Source organism: Nocardia sp. NPDC060249 (assembly GCF_042728755.1).
In the GTDB taxonomy this organism is placed as follows: Bacteria; Actinomycetota; Actinomycetes; order Mycobacteriales; family Mycobacteriaceae; genus Nocardia.
The window spans coordinates 1067817-1085791 of sequence record NZ_JBHXAQ010000002.1; the positions used below are offsets into that span (position 1 = coordinate 1067817).

The following is a 17975-nucleotide window of genomic DNA, read 5'->3' on the forward strand; positions in this document are numbered from 1 at the left end:
TCGCAACTGTGCCCGACAAGGAGTACCCGGCCGATACCGGTTCGTTCCGCTCGGGTCGCGTCGAACATGCTGCTGCCCAATATGATTCGCTCATCCCAGGCCACTGCCGTCGGCTTGCCATCGTCACACCAGTGCGCACTGTCTCGGTACAACCCGCTGGTCACCGCGCCTCCCTTCGAACCGAACGAGCCCGCGCCGGGCACCGAGAGCGGTGTCCGGCGCGGAGTACGCGCCCAGTGCTCTCGCTCAGACGCCGGCCTTGCAATCCATGATTCCGAAGGCGCCGAGCGGTGCGGGCCACGAGGTTTCGCTCAGTGGGCCGTAGGCCGCGGTCATGAGTTCCAGGGTCGGCTCGATCGGCGGCTGGTGCTCGCTGGTCGAGGGCAATGGGCGGTGATGGATGAACCCACCGACCTTGCCGCAGAACTCGGCATAGTCCTTCGTGAACAGAATGAAGGCGTGCCACATCTGGTCGATGGGCAGACTCGGCGCCGGCGACGCGTCGACGAGACTGCCGAGCAACAGGAACTTCTTGACGTCTTCGAACAGGGCGCGGGCGTCGTCGTCGGCGTACCCGTGGTCCTTGGCGAATTTCTCGATCAGGAATTCCTGCGGCGGATGTGCCAATGCCGTCCGCGCCAGGTCGGTCGAGACCCGCTCTCGCAGTTCGATTTCGGTGAACCCACACAGCGGTTCGTCGATGAAGTGCTGCACCTTTTCCGTGTATGTCATGTGCCTATTTCCTTTCAGTGGTGGTGACGCCATGGTGTCGGCGACATCGCCGGTCATCATCCAGATATTCGGGAAGTATTCGGATGTGCCGGAGCGTGATACTGAGGCGCATATCCACGTCCTCAGTTTCGGCGAGAACACAATGCTCGTGTGTTTCCTGGAGCGGGAGGCTCATTAGCACGACAGAGGAATCCGACAGGGGATATCGCACTGTCGAGTCGGTACCCAACGCCCGGACCGCGAGAGTTCGGGTGGCACCGAAACTCACAATCGCGATGGTGCTGCCCGGTTCGTGCAGCCATGCCTTGTCGCAGTGCCAGCCGGTGAAATCAGAACGATCGCGGTACAGATTGGCGAGCGCGTAGTTGAAGGTCAGACCGAACCGCAGGCCGACGAACTCGCGCAGGTCAGCCAGTTCCGGTATCCATGGTCGACTGGGATCCATCCCGTCCAGCGCGAGTGGGACATCGGAGAACGACGAGATGAGCCGAGGCGCGAGGTGCCGGTGAGAGTCGATGAGAATCTCGCTGCGATGGTGGCGATCCGCGTCCAGCAATTGCTCGCGGATCCGACCGCTCAACACGGTTCCTACGACACCGTCGACCACTGTCAGCCCGTCAGCTACTTGTCGCTCCGATGACTCCATGTACTATCGCTCCCTCCGGAATCGCCGCCGAAAAAAGCGTATCCCGTTGTGGCTCAACGCAATGTCAGCTCTTCGACGGACATCGGCTTCCGGATTCGAGCCCTACGATCGAGCGATATGGGCGTCATGAGTCGCATTCGATCCGCATTCTCTCCGGGTGCGCGAATCCGAAAAATACACGCACGCAACGCCGGCGGCCCCACTTTGTCCGACGCGCGTCCTGTTGTCGATGACGTCGCCCAGAAAACCAGCCAGGCGTTGCATCGACACGATCGACGGGAGCGGCAGGTAGCCCTGCAGCAGAGTCGATTCCGGTTTCGGGGGTAGATATGCGCACATCCGACCCGGCACATCCCTTTCTTCCGTTCGCCGACGGATTGGTCGCGGCCGCGGCAATCGGCGAGCTGGCGGCCACCTCACCCGGGGTCGATGGGGGTTCGATGGCTGTCTTCGCGCTGTTCGTCGGCATCGTCGCGGCGTTGTTCGCCAGGGCGCGCTATCTAGCTCCGGTGGCCGACTTCTTCTATTCCGCGGTCGGGCTCTTGGCGTGCATCCCCGTCGCCGCCGCATTTCTGCGCGGCACACCGTGTGACACCGCACCCGCGGCGCTGCGGTACTCGGTCTTCGCGTTGTTGTCTGTGCTCGCGGGGCTGGGATTCTTCGCGGCCGTCGTGACGACCGGGATCGCGCCGAAGTTCGGGTTGCGTTGGTTTGGAGCCGTCGAGTTGTTGACCGCCGCGACGTCGCCGTTCGGGATCGACGCGTTGCCCGATCCCGTTCCGCTGAGCGCGATGGTGCTGCTCGCGATGCCGTTGGGTTGGCTCGCCGCGCGCCGGTCGAACGTGGTGTTGGATGGTGGGACGAGCGCGCTGGCCGCGGTAGCGATCCTGGTCGCGGCGTTCGCGCCGCGGTGCGGGGACAGCGCCAACACCAACGGCATCGTGATGGTGATGGTGTTCGGCGCGACATTCGCGGTCGCGAGCGCGATCGGTGCGAACACCCGCACACGGAGGTGATCAAGGTCTCCACGGGGCGATGGTGTGGCTCAGCGACGCCCAGACCAGCGGGCTGTCGGCGATGTCGCCGGCCGCTTGCCACCGATGTAGGCATTCGCGCTGCCAGGCGCGCAACTCCCCGACGGGGTCGAGACCTTCGTGTGCGCGGTCGACCCGCAATCCGAGTTCGGTGGTCGGCTTCGCGGTCGTGCCCGGACCGAAGTCGGCGAAGGCCCGATTGGTCGGCAGGGTCCAGCGGGTAGTGGTGACCAGGGCCGCGCCCGCGTTCACCATGGCCACGACCAGGCCAAAGGTCTCCGAGGAACGGTAGTCGACGCCACCCTCGCAGGCGATCAAGGCGACGCGGGGCGGCATCGGCCACAGTCGGGCACCCGGTTGCGGTTCGGTGTGGCCGTAGACGCGGTGCGCGGCGGCGTCACCAGCGAGGGTGCCGAGCAGCAGGTCGATGGCGGCCAGCGGGCGGTGATCGCCACTCGCGACGATCGGGTTGCCGTGGGGGTCGGCACGGGTCAGCGGCTCCGCCATGCCCCAAGTCCTGCGGGTGTCGTGCAGGTGCAGGGCGGCCGAGCCCGGCTCGTCGGCAACAGAGGAGATGTGTCCGAAGTAGAACAGGCGGGAACGTTCGGTGCGCAGGGCGGTCGCGAGGTCGCGGCGACTCACGCGGGCGGCGACGCAGCGGCCACGTTCGGCGGCGAGTATTCGACCCGCCGTCACGTAGGAGTCCACACGGTCGGTGAAGTCGAAGTGGTCGGCGCGGTCCAGGACCGAGCCGAGGTGGTGGGCCTCGGCACCGGAGGGCGTACGCGGGTCGATGAGCAGCAAGGCGGGACGGCCAGCGCTCACCGACCAGTCCGGTGGCAGGTTGTCTCGGCCCGCGTGCACGGCCGCGGGTGGCTCGTAGACGATGTCGGCGATCTCGAGCATCCTGTGCACGCTGTCGACGATCAGCAGCTCCCACGGCAGACGCGCGAGTCGGGCGCTCGGAGTCAGTCGCACCCTGACCTGTTCGCCGCGCGCGGCGCGGCGCGACAGTTGGGCGGAGAACGCGATGGGCAGCACCGCGGCGGTCAGTGCCTCGATCAGCCTCAGTTCGGCGTCTCGGTCGGTGAACGCACCGGTCAGCGCGCGTTCGACACCGTCGTTGCCGACCTCCCCCGCCTGGAGCGCAGGGAGCGCGGCACCCAGTTGGGCCAAGACCCGCTCCATGGTGCCGGCCGCGACGACGGCGTACTCGCACCGGTCGGGCCGGTCCAGCCAGCGCCAGGAAAGGTAGGTGTCGCCGGCGTCGACGGCGCGCACGAGCACCTCGATCGGTGCGCTCACCGCCCCTCCGACGGTTCGACCAGTTCGCACAGCAGCACCGCACCCTGGCGCGGCTCGGCGCCCGCGAGCGAGGCGAGATAGGCGTCGATGGCGTCGAGGCGGGCTCGCAGGGCCCGCGCCACCGCGTCGGGATGGTCATCGAGCAGGAGGTCGTCCACCTGCGCGCGCGCGTTGCCGACGGCGGTTTCGGCCGCCATCACCAGTTCGGTGAGTTCGGGTGAGGCGCCGCTGAGGTGGCGTCGGGTTGCGGCGGCGCGGTCGAGATTCCAGCCTTCGAGGAGTTCGCGATCCACCTCGATCCCGGTTCGACCGAACGCGGTGCCACGCAATTGTTCCGGGTCGATCTCGGCGGAGAACAAGCCGAAGGCGCGGGCGCCGGGCTCGCCGTGGTCAGGGAGTTCGGCGAAGAGGTCGCCGTCGGGGCCGGCTTCGACGGGGGCGACGCCGAGGAGACGACCGGTGGTCTCGTCGGCGGTGTAGGCGAGCAGTTCAGTGGCTTCGGCGCACCACGGGTCGACGCCCGCGGCGAGCCTGGACCGCAGTTCGTATGCGCCCGCACGGTAGTCGACCCTGATCTCGGGTCTGGCCGCGCCCGGCCACGCCAGGATTCGCGGGGGCAATACGGTGGGATCGGCCATCACGTAGGCGGTGTCGTTCTCGGGGGCCGCGCGGTCGTGGGCGTACGTGCCCGCACCGACCAGGGCCGATTCGTCGACGGCGCGCCAATCTGCGAGCACCGCCGACAGGTGCGCCTCATCGATGCCGGTGAGTTGTTCGGCGAGGTCCGCGATCTCGCCACCCAGCCCCGCCGACACCGCGGCCGACATCGCGGTGCGAACCAGTTCTGTTGCCGCCGCGGATAATTCGCCGTCCACTGCCCGCTCGCCGAGGGCGAGCAGCGCGTATTCGCCATAGCCGAACAGTCGACGCGCGAGAATGATACGGCCACAACGGTATTCGGCTATGGCTTCATCGAGCAGCAGGGCGCCGTTGTCGAGCGGGCGCAGAGTCCAGCGGGCGGTCGCGGCGACGTGAGCTCGATGCGCCCATGTCGGGGGCAGTGCGGGACAGTCGAGGTGCGTCACCGCGGGTCCCTCGTTGCGCGACGCCGCCACGAGCAGCACAAGCGCGGGATCGGCGAAAACCTCGCCCAGTGCGGCGGGATCGGCGCCCGGGTCGACCGACCAGCCGAGCGGACAGGCGGGCGCCACGGGGTCGACGGCGAGCGAGATGCCCGCGTCCACCCGCAATTCCGCCGCGGGCAGAGCCGGGGTGCGCAGCGCGAACCAGCTCACGCCGCCGAGATCGTCGACGACGAGGCGACCCGTTCGGAGGTTCACCATGTCCCGTCCTCCCCTTCATCCGCACCCAATGCGTAGAGAACCGTCGCAGCGCCGTCGAATCGCGCGCCGATGCCGCGTGCGGCCGTGGCGTCGAAGAGTTCGGCGACGTCGTCGGTGCCGATCACCGAGGCCACCGCCATGAACAGGATGGCGTCGACCAGACGCGCGGCGACCGCCGGGTTGCGCGCCCGCGCGGTGGGCGGACCGTCACCGCCGACAGCATTCCAGTCGGCGCGCACCTTCGCGCGCAGATCGTCGTACGGCACGCGACCCGCCCCACCGCGGAGCAATTCGGCGGCGAGCGAGCGTTCCCACGACGGCGGGGAGACGGTGTCCAATTCGGCTGCGGCCCTGGACAAGATGTCGGTGTCGAGGAGTCGGCCGAACCCGGTCTGCTCGGTCGCCGAGTCCAGCACGGTCGGTTCGGCCACCGGCACCTCGCGACGCGCGGTGCGGTAGTCGGCGCGGGCGTTGTCGAGTCCGACCGCGCGCAGCTTGGTGTAGAGGACCGTCGCGTCGGTCAGTTCGCGGCCCTCGACGGCCCACCGCACCATGGTCTTCCTGGCGCGCAGGTAGGCGTGCGCGAAGCGGGGATCCTCACGCACAGTCGGGTCGGCGTCGATCCGGGCCGTCAGCAGACCGTCGACGTGGCGCAGTTCGGCCGGGGTCGGTTCGCGCGCGGGCCGGTCGGGATCGCCGTGGACAGCCAGCGCGGCGACCGCGGCATCGATCGCGTCGAGCACCCGCTGGTCGGCCGAGAAGTCGGGGCGTTTCTCGAGCAGGTGGGACGCGTAGCGGCGCAGGGCTATCGACAGGTACCGGTCCCGGTGGTCGTGGGGCCGGGCGATGAAGGCGTCCGCGTCGGCCGCGGTGTCGAGCACACCACCGACCCCCGCATCGAGGCGTTCGCCCGCCATCGCGGCGCGCACCGAGGGCGGGACCACCAGTTCGTAGCTCTTCACCCGATCGGAGATCTTGTTCGGTATTCCGCGCGGACGGTGCTCGTGGGCGAGCAGTGCGAACTGGGCGCTGAATCGGGCAAGCGGATCGGCGTAGTCGCGGTAGAGGAACGAGACCGCCAGCCACCCGGCCGGTTCGTCGATACTGCTGTCGGTTCCGGCGAGAAACACCGCCAGCGCGCCGTATCTTTCGCGCACCCACTCGCAGGTTCCGCTGAGCACCCCGGACCAGCCTTTGAGTTCGTCGATGAACTCCTTCTTGCGGGGCTTGGGCGCCTCAGCCGCGGCGAACCACTGCCGAGCCAACACGGTGCGCGACACCTCGGGACGGGAACCCGTTCGGACCCACCACAATTCGCGGATCCAGTCCGGCTGGGGATATCGCTGCCCGGTCAGTGAAGGCGTCACTCCGCCGAGCATGGCAGTCGTCAACCCACCCCGCCATCGGTCGGCTGAATGACAGCCGACCGGGGGATCGGTGGAGGCGATATGAACATCGCGAACACCCCCGAACCCCACGAGTGCCCCAACTGCGGGATGCCCCGCTTCACCCCAGCGCCGCTGTCGGTGCGCGAACGCGAAGTCCTGCGCACCTGGCTGCTGTCGGAGACGAAACAGCAGGTGACCCTGGAACTGTTCATCACCATGGGGACCGTCAACACCCATCTGGGCCGCACCAGAACCAAGTACGCTGCGGTCGGCCGGGCCGCGACCACGAAATCGGCGCTGTTGGCCAGAGCGCTGCAAGACGGGATCATCGGTCTCGACGAACTGTGATGTCCTGCGAATCGCCGACTACCCGATGACCCTGCGCGGACAGCAGACTGGGGCGGTCGCGACGCGATGGGAACGGAGGCAGATGGAACACCGGGCGGGCTACCAGCTCACCGTGCCCACGGACGCGCTCAGTGAGCTGATCGATGCTGTACACGAACTCGCCGTCGGCCCGCCCGCGCCGACCTGGCGCACCGGCAACGTCACCTACCTGGGTCGCCCGCGAGTCTGTGACCGGCCGGTGCCCGCGACGGATCGGCCCGGCCGCGCCGTCGCCGCGATCGCCTTGACCCAACGTCATTGTCCGACGGTCGACGTCGTCTTCGCGATCACTGACGCGGTGGCCTACGCGGAGTTCTTCTGTCGATCCCGTCGTGGTGCGAAATCCCCCGATTTCGCCCGCCTGCGCGGCTTGGTGAGCGCGACCGCCGCCACACTCACCGCCCGCGGCATCCCCGCCACAGCCGACCCCATCGCCGGCCGATAGCTCGGCTCAGAGTTCGTCGAGCTGAATCAACCCGTCCTGCAATGCCCGAGCGAGCAGCAACGCCTTGGTGGGGGCGGCGCGGTCGACGGCCGCGAACTTGTCGCGGATCCTGGCCAGGTGGGTGTTCACGGTGCCGATCGCGATGTGTAGCGACTTGCCCACATCGGATTTGGTGTCGACGCGGATCCAGGTGAGGAGCACCTCCACCTCGCGGGGGCTCAATTGCGGTGCGATCAGCCCCAACTCGCTGGGTGCTGTCGCGACAACGGGTCCAACAGACATTATTGCTACCCTCCGACACTCGTTCGCTGCGGACGCCCGTCGATTGCTCGGGCGCCTCGACTCCATCAAAGAGGAACTTCTCAGCGAGATCACTCCCGTCGTTGCACGTGCGCGCTCTCAGCTGAGGGCAACTACTCTCACACGATGTAACGGGCGGCTCTCCCTGACGAACTATCACCGGGGGAACGAGATCGCAGGAGGGATAACCATTTCCGTCGAGGACCCTATTTCCGCGCAGCTCGTCCGCGAGGGTTTGCGCGCGCTGGTCGATCACCCGGAGCAGATCCTTTTGCGTGGCTTCCGCAGCGAGGACGTGATCAACGCCGCCGGTGTCTCACAGGCCACGTTCTATCGCCGATTCGCCACCAAGAACGCGTTTCTGCTCGCCGTGCTCGACGAAATGCAGGCCCCCGCCGACTGCACCGTCGAGGCCGTTCGCGAGACAGTCGCTGAGCGGGTCGCCGCGCATGCCAATGTCGGTCGAGCGGTGGTGCGCGCGCTCACCGAACACTATTTCGACGTCCTCACCGATCGCACCACCCTGACCAAGAACCTGCTGTCCCACCTGTTCGCGACCGGCGATCCGCGCACCGCGCGCGCGGTCGCCTCGCACTTCCATCGGCGCGACGAACTCGCCGTCGCCAGTGTCGATGTCGCGTTCACCCGGTCGGGCGCCTCACTGCGCTCGCCCTTCACCACCAGGTCTCTCGCCGTCGCGCTCACCGCACTGGTGGACGGATTTCGGTTGCGAACCGACGGCGATCCGAGCACCGTCACCGCGAATCTGGTCGCCGACACGATCGTCGCGCTGCTCAACGGCGCAATCGCGAAGCCGGATCGGCACGAGCACATCGACGACGTGCTCACCACCTACTACCCCACCGCGGACACCGCGGGGCTACCCCGCGATCTGCGTGCGGCGATACTCGGGGCCGCACGCGAGGAGTTCGATGCCCGTGGGTATTTCGACGCGTCGATGCAGGCCATCGGTGAGCGGGCGGGCGTGTCGATCGGCACGGTACGCACCCTGTTCCCGAACAAGCCGCACCTGATCATCGGTGCACTGCGCAAGCACGTCACCGAGCTGGCCGAGGCGGTGGCCGACGATACCAAGCTCGATCGGGACGAACTCACGATCCTCGGCAACCATCTCCTGCGACTGGCCCAGCTGACCGCGCGTGAGACCGCGTTCATGGACGCGCTGCTGGTGGCGCTGGCTCACGACTCGCGTGGGGAACCCGACGGGCTGCTCTCGTTGCGCGAGAAGGTCGATCTACCTGCCATCATCGCGCCGGTGATCGCCACGGCCCAGCGCAAGGGCGTGCTGGCCGAGCTCGCCCCACCCGACGAGCTGGCCGCCACGATCACCAATATCCAACTGCACCGGTGCTTCACCCGCCGGGGCCACCTGCCCGAGGAAAACACCGCGTTCATCGTCGACCTACTGCTGCACGGCCTGCTTCGGGACTCGCCTACGCCCCGCTGATCCGCCCGTCGTGCTTGATCCCATACCGGAATTCGGTGCTGCCGAAGGGCCGGATCTCGACCAGGGGTTCGGCGCGCGTGCCGATGCGACTACGCAGGTCACGGTATTCGCGGCTCGCCTCGGTGAGGGTGTCCACGAACACTGCGCCGACCTTCTCGGCGAAGACTTCGTCGCGGGTGCGGCCGGGGCGCTGTTCGACGAGCAACCGGAGCCGGTCGGAGCCGGTGGGATCGAGGTCCTTGTCGAGGACGAATTTGCCGGTGAGTTCGCCGCCGAGCCGCGGATCGGTGAGCGCTGCGCGGACGGTCTCGGGCGGAAACTTCACCGAGTAGAAGCTCACGGCCACATCGGGGCGGCCCCGCAGGGCGATGAAACCGGCTGTGGGCGTGGTGGTTCGGATCTGAGTCCGGTGTCCGGCCGCGCGCAGCGCCTGGCCCACTTCGGCCGACGTATGGACCGAACCGACGTCGTTGATCCGGTAGCGCACCAACGGCATCGCGTTGGCGACGGTGCACAGCAGCCGGCCATGGTCGTCGGTCTCGACGTAGCGGTAGGCGGGGTCGTATTCGACGAAGGTCGGCAGCACCGGATCGGCACCGAACAGCGCATCGCGAAAAGTGCTGTCGTGCTGGGCGAGTCGGCGGGTCGTGATCGAGCTCACCGTCTCGTGGCCGAACATGCCCGCGTCGGCGGCGCCGTAGATCAGGCAGGTGTCCTCGGGGCGGTCCGGTTTGCCGAGCAGCGACAGCAAGTTGTCACGCCACGGCTCGCTGATGGCCTCCCCCGCCATCAGGACCTTGATGTCCTGGTCGAGCACGGCGGCGGGGGCTCGATCGAGGACGTCGCGCACGAAGGGCGGGTAGCCCGCGAGGACGATCTGGCGGTAATAGGGGCCGAGGGCAGCGATATCGGCGCGGATCAGATCGATGTCCATGCCGGGGGTCGCCACCGAAACCCGCAGGTCGCGGCGATGCAGGTCGGCGACCGAACGGAAGGTGTAGGTGCCGCCGATCCAGTCGCCCATCGAGAAACCGACCACGACCAGCGTCGGCGCGGTCGAGGCCAGAAAGCCGCGCAGGATCCGGGCGTGCAGGTCGACGCCGTGCTCGTGGGAGAGCTCGTCGCGCGCCCAGAACGTGGGCGCGCCGGAGGAACCCGAACTCGATGACCACGTGCCCGCACCGGTGATCACCCCGCCGGTGATCAGCTCGTGCGGTGGGTAGGCGCGGATGTAGTTGTCCTTCGTGACCGGGGGAACCTCGGCGAAATCGGCGGGGGTACGCACCGCATCGGCATCGATGCCGTTGTCACACAAGAACTTTGCGTAGGCGGGCACCGTGTGGGCCGCCTGCCGGAATACTCGCAGAGCCTGGGCGAATCCTGGCCGGGTCTGAGTGGAAATCATCGCGACTCCTCGTCGATCCGCGAGCGGCCGTGCTGCCCCTCGCGGAATCGACACCGATCCCCCGGATTTCGCGCCGTGTCGGCGTCGGTGTCGGCTGTTCACCCGACAGACAGGGGCTCAGGCCCGTGGCAAGGTCGACGCACGCGGGTCGTGGCGGCGCCCCGTCGCCTACCCATGACCTGCATCGGCGGTGAAACCCATGCGAACCAACGACTATCTCGCCAGGATCGTGCTACTCGAGGTCGTTGCGACTCGCGCACTGGTGCTCGCCGCAGAGGCCGAGACCCGACGACTGCTGGCACTTGCCGAGCAGGCAGAGCGGGCAGAGCGCGAACTCGCCGAGAGGCGCCAGCAGATGGCCCAGGAGCATCGGGACCTGCGGCGCCGGATCTTGTCGAGCGCGGGTGGACTGCTCGCGCTATCGGTGCCGGTGTGGGTGCTCACCCCGGTGATCGGGTCGATCCTGTCGATCTTCAGCGACAACATCACCGAGGTGGTGTTCCTGTCCGGGGACACCGGTGCCACGGCGGGCAGCGGGCCGGGCACGTTGTACGGACTGCTGTGGAAACTGCTGCTCGGCATGGTCGTCTGCCTGGCCGCGCTCGGCTTCGTATTCCCCTACCCCAGGGACGAGGAGGTCACATCGATTCCGGCGATGGTCGGATTCGGTGTCGGGCTGCTGCTATTGGCCTATCAGGCGATCGCCGGATCGGGGTCGGCGGCCAGTTGGTGGTGGCCGCCGCTGTTCGCGGTCCTCGCGCACCTCGGCTACGGGCTGTACCGGCGCCGGCAACAAGAGCAGGGAGTGCGATGAGTTCAAGTTTCATCACCTTCGACCTGGTCGGGGCGGCGATCGACAGTGCGGCTGCGGCGTCGGCGCGAGCCGCGCGAGAGCGGGCCGAACTGGACGCGGCTCGGTCGCGCTGGCGGCGGGTGACCGCGCGAGTACGGGTACACGAGCAGCACTGTGTGAGTTCCGGGGCCGCCGAATTCGTTGTCACCGCAGGCGCGGATCCTGGCCTGGACGTCCGGGCCATCGATGCGGCGTGTGCGGCGTTGGAGGCCGAGCTCGTCGCCGCGGTCGGGAAGTTGGCTGCATGGTCGCAGACGCGTCGGCGGGCCGAGGTCGATGCCGAATTGTCCGTGGCGCTGGCTGATTTGGCTCATCGTGAAGCGGCTGCGGTCGATTCGGCGCGTCGCGAAGTCTCGGGCGCAATGTCGCGGGAGTCGGCACCGGATCGTTCCGGCGAGGTGGCGAAGGCGCGTAGCGAGCGGGTCGAGCAGCTGCTGGCCGGCCTGCTCGAACCCGATTCGGCGCTCCTGGCCGCCGGTGCGGAGATCCTGCGCACCACCGACCCGGCCCGCGCCAGGTTGCTCACCAGCGACCTGAGCAGGCGCGTCCGCACCGCGAATCTGGCGACCGAGGCGGCCCGCGCCCACCGCACCGCCATCGCCGAACTCCGCTCGGACACAGCGGATCTGCGCGTTCCCGGCCCGATCACCGACCTGCTCGACCGCGCCGAGACCGCCCCGGACCCGAGCACCGCCGCCGCGCTGCTCGACCAGGCCACGACCCTCGCCGATCGCGCCCGTGCCGCCGAACGACCGGAACCCGAGACCGCTTTCGTACTCGACGCGGTGACCGCCGCACTCACCGACCTCGGCTACACCGTCGACCCCGTCACGGTGGTCACTCCCGGATCGGTCCTGGTCAACCGTCCCGGCGCCGCACAACATTCGGTGCTTGCGCAGGTGGTCGACAACGAGATCTCCCTGCGCACCGTCCGGACCAGCCCCGATACGCGACCCGACGACGACCGGACCCAAGACCGGGCGCTCTGCGAAGACATCGACCAGATCGCCGCCGCGCTGCGAACCCGCGGCGTCACGCCAGGCCGCATCCGCCGCGCACCGGCCGGAATCGCCGCCCTACCGCTCTTCGAACGCGCCGTCTCGACCGCCCCGACCGCCGCTCGGACCGCCAAGCGCCGCTCGACTACGACCGAGAGGAGCGCGCCGTGAGCACCGAGGCCGTCGAGCTGCCCGCGTGGCTTCGCGAGGTCGATGTGGCGCTGGCCGCCAACCCGCAGCTACTGATCACCGGCAACCTGCGCGACATCGTGCTGGTGCCGATCCCGCCCGCACCGATGCCGCGCATGCTGTCGGTGGTCGATGCGCTGCTGCATGTGCTCGCCCTCGCCGGACACGCCAGGGTCGTGGTCGCCGACCCAGTCGACGGGGCGCGCGCGGCCCTCGACGCCGACGGTGTCGCGGCGAAGCTGGTCGATGCCGCGCGCGGCGGGGCGGACGCGAACCTGCTCGACTATCTCCCCGCCCTGCTGCAAGGTGTCGTCGGCTCGCCCCAACCGTGCTGCCTCGTCATCGACGGTGCGTCGCGGCTGTCTCCGAGTGTCGATTTCAGCGACGAGTCGCTGCACCGGACCCTGATCACCGCGCACAAACTGATGGTGACGGCCAAGCGCGTCGACGTGCCGGGCCCGCACCGAACAGCCCTGTACAACACCGTGATCTGGCTGCTCGACCGCGAAGGCGATCTGCCGCACTGGTTGACCGGCGGCGAGCTGGCGAGGGTGGTGTCCATTCCCGCGCCGGGACTGCGCCAACGTCTCACGCTGGCAGCGATGCTGGCCGGTTCTCTGCCAGAGATCCCCGACCGGAATACGCGCCCAACAGAATTCGACGCCATCGTCGCCCGGTACGCCGCCCGCACCAACGGCCTGACCCTGCGCTCCATCCGTGAGATCAACCGACTCGCGATCGACCGACGCATCCCGGCCGCCGAGATCGACGATGCTATTCGAACCTTCCGGGTCGGCATCCCCGACAACCCGTGGCAGGACTCGGCGCTGCGCGCGCGGATCCAGCAGGGGCCGACCCTGCTCACCGCGAAGGTGAAGGGTCAGCAGGCCGCCATCCGCAAGTCCATCGACATTCTCATCCGCTCGGCGTTGGGCCTGTCCGGGGCGCAGACCACCAGCAGTTCGGCGCGGCCGCAGGGTGTGCTGTTCTTCGCTGGGCCGACTGGTGTGGGCAAGACCGAGCTGGCCAAGTCCCTCGCCGAACTGGTCTTCGGCCGCGACGACGCCTTCATCCGCTTCGACATGAGCGAGTTCTCCGCCGAACACGCCGAAGCCCGCCTGATCGGCGCGCCACCCGGGTACACCGGACACAACGCCGGGGGCGAGCTCACCAATGCGATCCGCCAGCAGCCCTTCCAGCTCGCCCTGTTCGACGAGGTCGAGAAGGCCCATCCCCGCATCCTCGACAAGTTCCTGCAGATCCTGGAAGACGGCAGGCTCACAGACGGTACTGGGTCGACGGTGTTCTTCTCCGAAACGCTGCTGGTGTTCACCTCCAATCTGGGGGTGTACCGCACCGACGAACGGGGGGCGCGGGTGCCGGTGGTGACGCGCGGCACCCCCTACCGCGAGGTCGAGCAGACCATCCGCGCGGCGGTCGGCGAACACTTCACCAAGGAGATCGGCCGACCGGAACTGCTCAACCGGATCGGCGACAACATCGTGGTATTCGACTTCATCGACGAGACCACCGCCCGCGAACTGGTCGACATCTTCGTCGAAAACGTCTGCGCACGCGTGCTTTCGGCCACCGGATTCAGCGTCGAGGTGGGCAAGCTCGCCCTGGATCGACTGCACCGGGCGGCGGTCGAGAGGCTGGATTTCGGTGGACGCGGGGTCGGTTCGACCGTCGAGTCGATGCTCGTCAACCCCCTCGCCAGGGCACTGTTCGAGAAGCAACCCGACGGCGGCACGGTCACCGTCGCCGGGATCGAGGACATCGAGGACGGCTGGGCGGTGACGCTGGCATGACCGAGACGATGCTGCTCTCGCGCCTGCACCACCCGGTGCGCAATCTGGGATTCGGTGTGCGCGCGGGCATCTGGTTCCAGGGATGCACGGTGTACTGCCGTGGCTGCATCGCCCGCGACACCTGGCCATTCGACCCGGATCGGGCCTGTGCGATCTCCGATGTCCTCGATTGGCTCGCCACTCTGCCGGCCGATCAGCTCGACGGCATCACCGTCTCCGGTGGCGAGCCGACCGATCAACCCGAGGCTCTGGCCGCGATGCTTACCGGCATCCGCGCCTGGCGTGGCGAACGTGACATCGACGTGCTGCTGTACTCCGGCCGCGACACCACGCAGCTGGAACGCGAATTCGGTTGGCTCGCGGAGTTTGTCGATGTGCTGGTGAGCGAACCGTTCCTGCTCGACCGTGCCGACGAATGCGCGCTGCGCGGCTCCCGCAATCAGATCGTGCGGATCTTCAGCGAACTCGGCGCGCGCCGATACCCGCTCGTCTCGTTGGAAAGCGAATACGGCCCGCAACGAAAACACCTTTCCGTGGCAGTCGATCGCGGTGTCATCTGGACCGTCGGCATCCCGCTGCCCGGCGATCTGGCCGCCCTGCGCACCCGCATGGCCGAACGAGGCATCGAGACGAAGAGGACGTCATGGCTGATGTGAGTACCGACCCGGTCCGCTGCCGGTGCGGAAAGACCTGGAACCGAATGGCCCTCGCACAGTGCCCGGACGACGGCACGGACCTGTGGGAGATCACGACCATCGCGCCGCCCCCGCCGCCTCCGCCGCCACCACCTGGTGACACACCGCGCACTCAGCTCGATCCCGTCACCGAGTCGGGCGCCGCGATCGAGCTGATCGCCGGCGGGACGATATTTCGCCTCGAATCCGGCAAGCCGCTCGCCCTCGGACGCGACGAGAGTTACCCCACGGCAGACGCTTTCCGGGACCACACCAATGTGTCCCGGTTCCATGGCACGTTGCTGTACCGCGACGGCCGACTCCTCATCACCGACACCGCTTCCGCCAACGGGACATTCATCAACGACCACCGCATCCCCGACGACACCGAATACGAGATCAAGCCCGGTCAGCGGCTGCGACTGGCGGCCGATGTGCACCTCACCATCCGGTGGGACCGATGATCACCGTCGCTATCACCGCGATCACCCACCGCGGGAACGTGCGCGCACACAACGAGGACAGTCTCGGATGGGCTGGCTGGTCGTTCTCGGGCAGCGAATCGGGTTCTCTGAGTACCGAATTGACGATCAGCGAACCGACGCTCGTCGTGGTCTGCGACGGCATGGGTGGTCACGCCGGTGGTGCGCAGGCAAGTCGTATGGCCTGCGAATTGCTCACCGCGCCCGGTGCGGTGCGCGGTGAGAGCGTCGCTGAGCTCACCGCCGCGTTACGGACCCGGATCCAGCTCACCTCCGACGCGCTCAACGACCGCTCGCTCGAGCAGACCGAACTGGCCGGGATGGGGTGCACGGTGGTCGGTGTCGCGATCAGCCCCGACGGGCACGCGATCGTGTTCAATGTCGGCGACTCCCGGTGCTACCGACTCGAGGACCACTACCTTGCGCAGCTCAGCGTTGATCACCGGCGTATCGGCGGCAACACACTGATGCAGGCGTTGGGCGGCGGAGTCCGCGTGATCCTCGAGCCCGACTTCTTCGACTGCCCGCTTCCCACCGACCTCGGCCTGCTGTTGTGCACCGACGGCCTCGACGACTACGCCGCACAGAGCGAGATCGAACACGTGCTGCTGGCCGCCGAACCCGGTGTTCCGGCACGGCTGCGTGACCTGGCCCTGCGCGGCGGCGGCGGGGACAACATCACGATCTTGCAGGTCAGTGCCGTGGAACCGACCTACCTGCCCCATTCGCCCGCGCTCGACCGGCTGCCCGCCCAGCCACCAGGAGGTGCCCCGTGGCCGCACTGACCACCATCGACCCCGACGACAACGACGCCCCCCGCATCTCCTACCACCATCCCGAACGGCACACCGGCACCCGCGCGCCACGCACCACCCTCGACAACCCGACCGGCACCGCCCCGCGAACCATCCTCGACCCCGTTCCCGACGACAGCGGTGCGACGCCGCTGGACCGCGACGAACGGGAAATGCCCGCCGATCTCGCCGCCCGCTTCACCCGCGTCGGCTTCCTCGGCGCGGGCCGCGAAGCCTCCGTGACCCATTGCGTGAATGCGGCGGGCGAGTCGGTGGCGATCAAGCTCTACTGGCGCCCACCCACCTACACCCTGGCCTTCGACGATCCTCTGTACGCGAGCAACTTCGCACCGACCAACACCGTGCAGGTCGCCGAGCGCGGCACCGAGAATTCGGTCCACTACGAGGTCATGGAGTACTGCCCCGGCACGCTCGAATCCCTGATCGTGGGGCGTGCGGGTCACGAGCTGGCGACCACCGTCCTTCGTCAGCTCAGCGCGGCACTGGCCGGATTCCAAGGCATCGGACCTGCCGACCGGCTGGTCCACAGCGATCTCAAACCGCCGAACATCCTGTTGCGCACACGATCTCCGATCGATCTCGTGCTCGCCGATTTCGGGCTCGCCGCCGACCTCGGCGCCCGCAGCAAGCTCACCAACCTCGGCCAGGGCACCATCGCCTACAACGCCCCGGAACTGCTGAGGTTCAAGACACCAGCTGCCGATTGGTGGAGCCTTGGCATGGTGATGTACCAGGTCATTGTCGGGCGCTCCTACTTCCAGCGATGGGATCCGGGCAGCAGGGCGATGGTCTGGCTCGACGACTACACCATCCAGTCCGAACTGCTCGCCCGAGATGTGTCCCTGGCCGGCCTCGGCGCGCTGTCGGACCTCGGCCCGAAAACCGCACGCTGGCAACACCTGTTGGCCGGGCTGCTCACCCGCGACACCACCCACCGTTGGGGTGGCGAGGAGGTGGCGGCCTGGCTGCGCGGTGACACCCCACAGATCTTTCGCAGCATCGCCGACGAGCCCGCAACACCGACCGCCGTGAGCGCGCCGGGCCCGACGCGAGCGCGGACATCGTTCCCCATCCCCGGCGTCGGCGAATTCTTCGACGCGCTCGAACTCGGGCAGGCGATGGCCCGCAATCCCGGCAATGCCGCCCGCGCTCTGACCGGACCGGGTCGCAAACGGCTCGTCACCTGGCTCACCACCGAGGCCAACACCGGCGAGCGCTACCCCGAACTCACCACCCACGGCGAGAAATGGGGCCCCGACGAGCTGGTCACCTACTTCGTCGCACGCCTGGCACCCGAGCTCGCACTCGCCTATCGCGGCGCCTCGGTGCACACCCCCGCCGACCTACGCGCACTCGCCGCCACCACAGATACAACCATTCGTGCGGCGCTCTACCAGCACGAACTGCTGTCCTGCCTGGCAACCGCACCCGCGCGCGGAGGGTACACGATGATCGACAGCAACTGGCACGACATCGTCTCCTGCGCGCACGAACTGGCCCTGCAGCACAGCGTGCCTCTCGATGCCGCGGGCCGGGAACAGATCATGGCACGCGGGCTGCTGCTGGCCGCTTCGGATGCGCCACTGGTCGAGACCTATATCGACCAGATCCAACGTCAGTTGGCCGATCCCGCCGCCGCGGGCGCGGGCGAGGTCAGCTGGTTCGCGGCACTGCGGGCCGGTCTGCGATGACTCCTCCAT

Annotated in this window: 18 protein-coding genes; 11 read left to right on the forward strand and 7 right to left on the reverse strand. The window is 68.1% G+C overall.

The annotated features are described in order from the left end of the window. Positions 1-246 precede the first annotated feature (246 nt). Entirely contained in the window at positions 247-732 is a 486-nt protein-coding gene (locus ACFWFP_RS12585; protein WP_379294856.1) for a glycine-rich domain-containing protein, read from the reverse strand. 4 nt (positions 733-736) lie between these two features. Further along, complete coding sequence (locus ACFWFP_RS12590; protein ID WP_379294857.1) at positions 737-1378, reverse strand: alpha-ketoglutarate-dependent dioxygenase AlkB; 642 nt, start codon at positions 1376-1378, stop codon at positions 737-739. A gap of 329 nt (positions 1379-1707) precedes the next feature. Between ACFWFP_RS12590 and ACFWFP_RS12595 the strand changes: the two genes are divergently transcribed. Continuing rightward, entirely contained in the window at positions 1708-2394 is a 687-nt protein-coding gene (locus tag ACFWFP_RS12595) for a hypothetical protein (RefSeq protein ID WP_379294858.1), read from the forward strand. Here ACFWFP_RS12595 and ACFWFP_RS12600 read toward each other — a convergent pair whose 3' ends face one another. From ACFWFP_RS12600 to ACFWFP_RS12610, 3 genes are read right to left on the reverse strand one after another with little or no spacing between them, the layout of a single operon-like run. Continuing rightward, a complete protein-coding gene (locus ACFWFP_RS12600; protein ID WP_379294859.1) occupies positions 2395-3717 on the reverse strand; it encodes a hypothetical protein in 1323 nt (440 codons plus the stop codon). Then, positions 3714-5060, reverse strand: a complete 1347-nt coding sequence (locus tag ACFWFP_RS12605) for a hypothetical protein (RefSeq protein ID WP_379294860.1) — start codon at positions 5058-5060, stop codon at positions 3714-3716. The genes ACFWFP_RS12600 and ACFWFP_RS12605 overlap by 4 nt, the downstream gene beginning before the upstream one ends. Beyond that, positions 5054-6427 (reverse strand): hypothetical protein, encoded by a 1374-nt coding sequence (locus ACFWFP_RS12610; protein WP_379294861.1) that lies wholly within the window; start codon positions 6425-6427, stop codon positions 5054-5056. The genes ACFWFP_RS12605 and ACFWFP_RS12610 overlap by 7 nt, the downstream gene beginning before the upstream one ends. An 81-nt stretch (positions 6428-6508) precedes the next feature. Here ACFWFP_RS12610 and ACFWFP_RS12615 point away from each other — a divergent pair, with 81 nt between their 5' ends. Both ACFWFP_RS12615 and ACFWFP_RS12620 read left to right on the forward strand, forming a co-directional pair. Continuing rightward, positions 6509-6796 carry a helix-turn-helix transcriptional regulator gene (locus tag ACFWFP_RS12615; protein WP_379294862.1) on the forward strand — a complete coding sequence of 96 codons (288 nt, stop codon included), beginning with the start codon at positions 6509-6511 and terminating at the stop codon, positions 6794-6796. An 82-nt stretch (positions 6797-6878) separates the two neighbouring features. Beyond that, positions 6879-7280 carry a hypothetical protein gene (locus ACFWFP_RS12620; RefSeq protein ID WP_379294863.1) on the forward strand — a complete coding sequence of 134 codons (402 nt, stop codon included), beginning with the start codon at positions 6879-6881 and terminating at the stop codon, positions 7278-7280. 6 nt (positions 7281-7286) lie between these two features. Here the strand turns inward: ACFWFP_RS12620 and ACFWFP_RS12625 are convergent, their stop codons facing one another. After that, a complete protein-coding gene (locus tag ACFWFP_RS12625) occupies positions 7287-7562 on the reverse strand; it encodes a LuxR C-terminal-related transcriptional regulator (RefSeq protein ID WP_379294864.1) in 276 nt (91 codons plus the stop codon). A gap of 253 nt (positions 7563-7815) precedes the next feature. Between ACFWFP_RS12625 and ACFWFP_RS12630 the strand changes: the two genes are divergently transcribed. Beyond that, positions 7816-9048, forward strand: a complete 1233-nt coding sequence (locus tag ACFWFP_RS12630) for a TetR/AcrR family transcriptional regulator (protein WP_379294865.1) — start codon at positions 7816-7818, stop codon at positions 9046-9048. On the opposite strand, the gene ACFWFP_RS12635 is transcribed toward ACFWFP_RS12630, so the two are convergent. Continuing rightward, complete coding sequence (locus ACFWFP_RS12635) at positions 9035-10453, reverse strand: phenylacetate--CoA ligase family protein (RefSeq protein ID WP_379294866.1); 1419 nt, start codon at positions 10451-10453, stop codon at positions 9035-9037. The genes ACFWFP_RS12630 and ACFWFP_RS12635 overlap by 14 nt on opposite strands. 199 nt (positions 10454-10652) lie before the next feature. Here ACFWFP_RS12635 and ACFWFP_RS12640 point away from each other — a divergent pair, with 199 nt between their 5' ends. From ACFWFP_RS12640 to ACFWFP_RS12670, 7 genes are read left to right on the forward strand one after another with little or no spacing between them, the layout of a single operon-like run. Beyond that, positions 10653-11267, forward strand: a complete 615-nt coding sequence (locus ACFWFP_RS12640; RefSeq protein WP_379294867.1) for a hypothetical protein — start codon at positions 10653-10655, stop codon at positions 11265-11267. Beyond that, on the forward strand, positions 11264-12475 hold the full coding sequence (locus ACFWFP_RS12645; protein WP_379294868.1) for a hypothetical protein: 1212 nt from the start codon (positions 11264-11266) through the stop codon (positions 12473-12475). Before ACFWFP_RS12640 ends, ACFWFP_RS12645 begins: the two co-directional genes overlap by 4 nt. Further along, positions 12472-14304 (forward strand): AAA family ATPase, encoded by a 1833-nt coding sequence (locus ACFWFP_RS12650; RefSeq protein ID WP_379294869.1) that lies wholly within the window; start codon positions 12472-12474, stop codon positions 14302-14304. Before ACFWFP_RS12645 ends, ACFWFP_RS12650 begins: the two co-directional genes overlap by 4 nt. Beyond that, positions 14301-14960 carry a 4Fe-4S cluster-binding domain-containing protein gene (locus tag ACFWFP_RS12655; protein ID WP_379294870.1) on the forward strand — a complete coding sequence of 220 codons (660 nt, stop codon included), beginning with the start codon at positions 14301-14303 and terminating at the stop codon, positions 14958-14960. Before ACFWFP_RS12650 ends, ACFWFP_RS12655 begins: the two co-directional genes overlap by 4 nt. After that, the gene (locus tag ACFWFP_RS12660; RefSeq protein ID WP_379294871.1) at positions 14948-15442 is read left to right on the forward strand and encodes an FHA domain-containing protein; all 495 of its coding nucleotides are present in this window, start codon (positions 14948-14950) and stop codon (positions 15440-15442) included. Before ACFWFP_RS12655 ends, ACFWFP_RS12660 begins: the two co-directional genes overlap by 13 nt. After that, positions 15439-16245 (forward strand): PP2C family protein-serine/threonine phosphatase, encoded by an 807-nt coding sequence (locus tag ACFWFP_RS12665; RefSeq protein ID WP_379294872.1) that lies wholly within the window; start codon positions 15439-15441, stop codon positions 16243-16245. The genes ACFWFP_RS12660 and ACFWFP_RS12665 overlap by 4 nt, the downstream gene beginning before the upstream one ends. After that, positions 16233-17966, forward strand: coding sequence for a serine/threonine-protein kinase (locus tag ACFWFP_RS12670; RefSeq protein WP_379294873.1), 1734 nt, complete (start codon positions 16233-16235; stop codon positions 17964-17966). Before ACFWFP_RS12665 ends, ACFWFP_RS12670 begins: the two co-directional genes overlap by 13 nt. Positions 17967-17975 lie beyond the last annotated feature (9 nt).

Bases quoted from the DNA above. Each gene is read 5' to 3' on its own strand.
- ACFWFP_RS12625 (WP_379294864.1), bottom strand. From the start codon at position 7,562: ATGTCTGTTGGACCCGTTGTCGCGACAGCACCCAGCGAGTTGGGGCTG.
- ACFWFP_RS12645 (WP_379294868.1), top strand. From the start codon at position 11,264: ATGAGTTCAAGTTTCATCACCTTCGACCTGGTCGGGGCGGCGATCGAC.
- ACFWFP_RS12640 (WP_379294867.1), top strand. From the start codon at position 10,653: ATGCGAACCAACGACTATCTCGCCAGGATCGTGCTACTCGAGGTCGTT.
- ACFWFP_RS12635 (WP_379294866.1), bottom strand. From the start codon at position 10,453: ATGATTTCCACTCAGACCCGGCCAGGATTCGCCCAGGCTCTGCGAGTA.
- ACFWFP_RS12595 (WP_379294858.1), top strand. From the start codon at position 1,708: ATGCGCACATCCGACCCGGCACATCCCTTTCTTCCGTTCGCCGACGGA.
- ACFWFP_RS12590 (WP_379294857.1), bottom strand. From the start codon at position 1,378: ATGGAGTCATCGGAGCGACAAGTAGCTGACGGGCTGACAGTGGTCGAC.
- ACFWFP_RS12615 (WP_379294862.1), top strand. From the start codon at position 6,509: ATGAACATCGCGAACACCCCCGAACCCCACGAGTGCCCCAACTGCGGG.
- ACFWFP_RS12585 (WP_379294856.1), bottom strand. From the start codon at position 732: ATGACATACACGGAAAAGGTGCAGCACTTCATCGACGAACCGCTGTGT.
- ACFWFP_RS12655 (WP_379294870.1), top strand. From the start codon at position 14,301: ATGACCGAGACGATGCTGCTCTCGCGCCTGCACCACCCGGTGCGCAAT.
- ACFWFP_RS12660 (WP_379294871.1), top strand. From the start codon at position 14,948: ATGGCTGATGTGAGTACCGACCCGGTCCGCTGCCGGTGCGGAAAGACC.
- ACFWFP_RS12605 (WP_379294860.1), bottom strand. From the start codon at position 5,060: ATGGTGAACCTCCGAACGGGTCGCCTCGTCGTCGACGATCTCGGCGGC.
- ACFWFP_RS12620 (WP_379294863.1), top strand. From the start codon at position 6,879: ATGGAACACCGGGCGGGCTACCAGCTCACCGTGCCCACGGACGCGCTC.
- ACFWFP_RS12665 (WP_379294872.1), top strand. From the start codon at position 15,439: ATGATCACCGTCGCTATCACCGCGATCACCCACCGCGGGAACGTGCGC.